The sequence below is a fragment of the Protofrankia sp. CiP1_Cm_nod2 genome (genome assembly GCF_920664355.1).
In the GTDB taxonomy this organism is placed as follows: domain Bacteria; phylum Actinomycetota; class Actinomycetes; order Frankiales; family Frankiaceae; genus Protofrankia.
This window is the reverse complement of the sequence record NZ_CAKKTL010000364.1, coordinates 1-3375: the sequence shown is the minus strand read 5'-3', so window position 1 is coordinate 3375 and position 3375 is coordinate 1. Positions and strand designations below refer to the sequence as shown.

General features: G+C 71.9%; 2 protein-coding genes and 1 pseudogene. All 3 read right to left on the bottom strand.

Going from position 1 to position 3375, the window contains the following annotated elements:
* Window positions 1-257: 257 nt before the first annotated feature.
* Window positions 258-1121, bottom strand: coding sequence for a hypothetical protein (locus NBW84_RS23395; RefSeq protein WP_250287452.1), 864 nt, complete (start codon window positions 1119-1121; stop codon window positions 258-260).
* A 645-nt stretch (window positions 1122-1766) separates the two neighbouring features.
* A complete protein-coding gene (locus tag NBW84_RS23390) occupies window positions 1767-2270 on the bottom strand; it encodes a class F sortase (RefSeq protein WP_250287450.1) in 504 nt (167 codons plus the stop codon).
* Window positions 2271-2838: 568 nt separating this feature from the next.
* Window positions 2839-3375: pseudogene (locus NBW84_RS23385) on the bottom strand (hypothetical protein); the annotation flags it as partial.

Sequence of the window (3375 nt, the reverse complement as noted above, 5' to 3'; positions counted from 1 at the left end):
CGGCGGCCCCAGCCGGCCGCGCCCGGCGCTTCGAGGCCCGCCCGCCGCCGGCCCGGCCGGGGCCCCAGCCATATGATCATTCAATATGATCATCATGGTCGGGGCCGCCAACTTCCGGGACCCCCGGCCTCGGGACCTCCGGCCCCTGGGACCGCCGAGATCCCGGGGTCAGGGGGTCGGGGGTCGGGGGTCGGTCGGGACGACCGGAGCCGGATGATGATCCGTCCTATTTTGTTACTTTCCGTAATGGGATACGTCTACTTGCCTTTGTAGCGGACGCCGGTGACGGTGAAGCGCTCCACCCCGTGCAGGTGGCCACCCGTGGACGCGGCCACGACCAGGCCCTGGCCCGGCTGGGCGTCGATCGTCACCGCCGCCCGCCAGGGTGAGTTCTGCCCGCCCGCGGGCAGGCAGCAGTACTCCCCGACGACCTGGCCGCCGTTGGGACCCCCTGCCGGCCGCACCTGCACGCGGATACTCTCGTCGACACCGGTGATCTGGCCGCCGACCGCCAGCGGCGTCGACACGGTCGCCCCGTAGACCGGCTGGGTGAGCGAGAAGGTGGTGTCGTCGGTACCGACGACCTCCCACGGCGCGCCGCTGCCGGAACCGAACCGCACGAGATGGACGACGGCCGCGACACCGGTACGCCCACCCTCGGTGGCGTAGCCGACCTGCACCCGGGCGTCGTCACCGGTCACCGTGCTGGCCAGCGTCCGGTCGATGTCGGTGAAGCCGAGGAAGCCACGGGCGAAGGCCAACGCGGTGGCCGCCGGGTCGAGGTGCCATGGCTGGTGCCCGTCCGAGCCGCCGCCCGTCTGCCACGCCCGCGCGTCCGCGGCGCTGGCAAAGGGCCACAACGGCTGGTACGGGAAGGCCGCCGCGCCCGCGGTGGCACCCGGCGTCGCCGCTCCCTGGCCGGCGCCGGACTGCCCGCTGCCGGACTGCCCGCTGCTCCGCTGTTCCGTCGTCCCGGGCGAGCCGCCGGCTGCTCCCACGGACGGTGACGCGGACGGTGACGCCTGCGCGCGCACTGTCCCCTCGTCCGTACCCGAGCATCCGGTGAGGGCCAGCAGGGCCGCCACGAGTATCGCCGCCGGCAGGCCCAGCCGCGACCTCAAGAACGTCCGGGACGTCCGAGACGTCCGAGACATCGGGGACGTCCGAGACATCGGGGACGCCGGCCCGCGCCCGTGGCCCCGCGGGCGGACAGCAGCCCGTCGCCGGTCATCGTGTGACGTCGGCCCACGCCCACGCCCACGCCCGCGGTGCCGCGGGCGGCGGATCCCGCTCCGTGGGGAGGACGGGCCCTTCCCCGCGCCCCGCCCGTGACGGCGCGGGAGCGCATGCCCGGGCACCCCGTCCGCGCTGGTCACACCGATCGCACCGGGCACTCCGATCGCACCGGGCGCACGGATCGCGGCAACCGCGCGGACAATCGGTGACACCGAGACGTTCATGGTCCCTCCCCGAGATCGCCTGTCTCAGCGAAGGGTAGCGCTAGAGATGGCATACATCTCTTCACGCAGCGTACACGCTGATGTCATGTGCCCGTCGCCCGGCAGCGCGGCCCCGGGCTCCCGCTCCCCGCACCGCGCGACCGCTGCCACCGCGGCAGCCGGCGCACTCGCTTCCGTACCGCCGGCACCCGCCGGCGCAAACACCCGTCCATCACCGCACGAAGATCATATCCGGCTATCCGGTACGGGAGGCGACGCGGTACGTCCCGCTCGTCGGCATCCGCCGAGCCGCCGGGCAGCGGCCGCCTACGCCGGGCCGGCGACGGCGTGCGCGTACACGATCACGTTCTTCAGATAATGGTGGGTTTTCTTGTCGAAAGCACCACCACAGGTGATCAGCCGTAGTTCCGGACGATCGGACCGGCCATAGACCTCCGCCGCCGGAAACGCATCCTTCGCGACATCCTGAATACGGTCGACCGTGAACCGCACGACCGTCCCGTCCGCACGGCTCACCTCGATCGTGTCCGATTTCCTGAGCCTGTCGAGACGGTAGAAGACCGCCGGCCCGGTCGTCGAGTCATAATGCCCGACAAGTACGGACGCGCCGACGTCGCCGGGCCGCGGCCCATATTCGTACCAGCCGACGTCGGTCCAGGATGTCGGCACCTCGAGGGTCCCGTCCGTGTTGAGACCGACCGGCCCGACCGGCGCGGAAATGCCCACTTCCGGAATACGCAGAAAAGTCGGTGGGCTGTTCTGCCGCCACTCGCCGCCAGCCGGATCCCGCGGTGCCGCAGGCGCTGGCACCAGCCTCGCGTCGGGTCCCGCGCTCCCCGTAGCGGCCGTCACATCGGGTACCCCGACCAGTTTCCCATATTCGGACGAAACAAACTTCTGACCACTCACCCCGATCAGGAGAATTCCGATCAGAACCAGCCATCGAGCCGGCCGGACAATCTTCGGCCCCGTCGTGGTCATATCGTGTTCCACGCCTTCCCATGGACATCAGATGGCTATGGTGTAGCCCGCGGTAACAATACCGCCGCAGTACGAGAGAAGAGGAAAGGTCATGACGCACAAAATCGGCCGGGGCGTGGTGATGCTGGCCATGTCGGCCGTCACCGGGCTCTTCGTGGGGTTCGGCCCCACAGCCGCGTTCGCGGACGGGCCGTCGGATTCCGGCTCTTCGTCGACACCGCCCGCGGCCACCCAGCAGCAGAATGGCGGGCAGCCCGGGAGCGGCGGTGAGACGGCCGGATGGCCCCAGCTGCCCATCCAGCTGCCGACCCAGTGGCCGATCCCGCGGCCTCCCGAGCAGGCGGGTGGCCAGTCCGCGCAGTCCGGAGGCGGCTGGCCCGGCGCGACCTCGTCCCAGTCATCGGGGGGGTCCGGCGGCCAGGGAGCAGCCGGCGGCCAGGGAGGCCAGGGAACGGCACCCGGCGGTTCGTCGGGCCAGTGGCCGGGCCAGTCCGGCCAGCAGCAGGGCCAGCCTTCCGGCCAGCAGCAGGGCCAGCAGGGCCAGTCCTCCGGCCAGCAGCAGGGCCAGCAGCAGGGCCAGCCTTCCGGCCAGCAGCAGGGCCAGCCTTCCGGGCAGCAGCAGGGCCAGCAGGGGCAGTCCTCCGGACAGCAGCAGGGCCAGTCGGCCACCCAGAAGCCGTCCTCCGAGCCGGTCCCGCAGGGTGGCGTGCACGCGGGTGGCGGCGGTATGGCGCCGTCGTTCCCGATCGCTCCCGTCGCCGGCGCCGGGCTCGGTGCCGCGATGCTCGGCACCGGCCTTGCCGCTCGCCGCAGGAACCGCGCAACGCAGTAACCAGCGGGTCTGGGCACGCTGAACCGCCCTGGCACGTCCAGCATGTCCAGCGCGCCCAGACCGGCCGGTCCGGGTGGATGCCGCCGCCGAACTCCGCCGCAT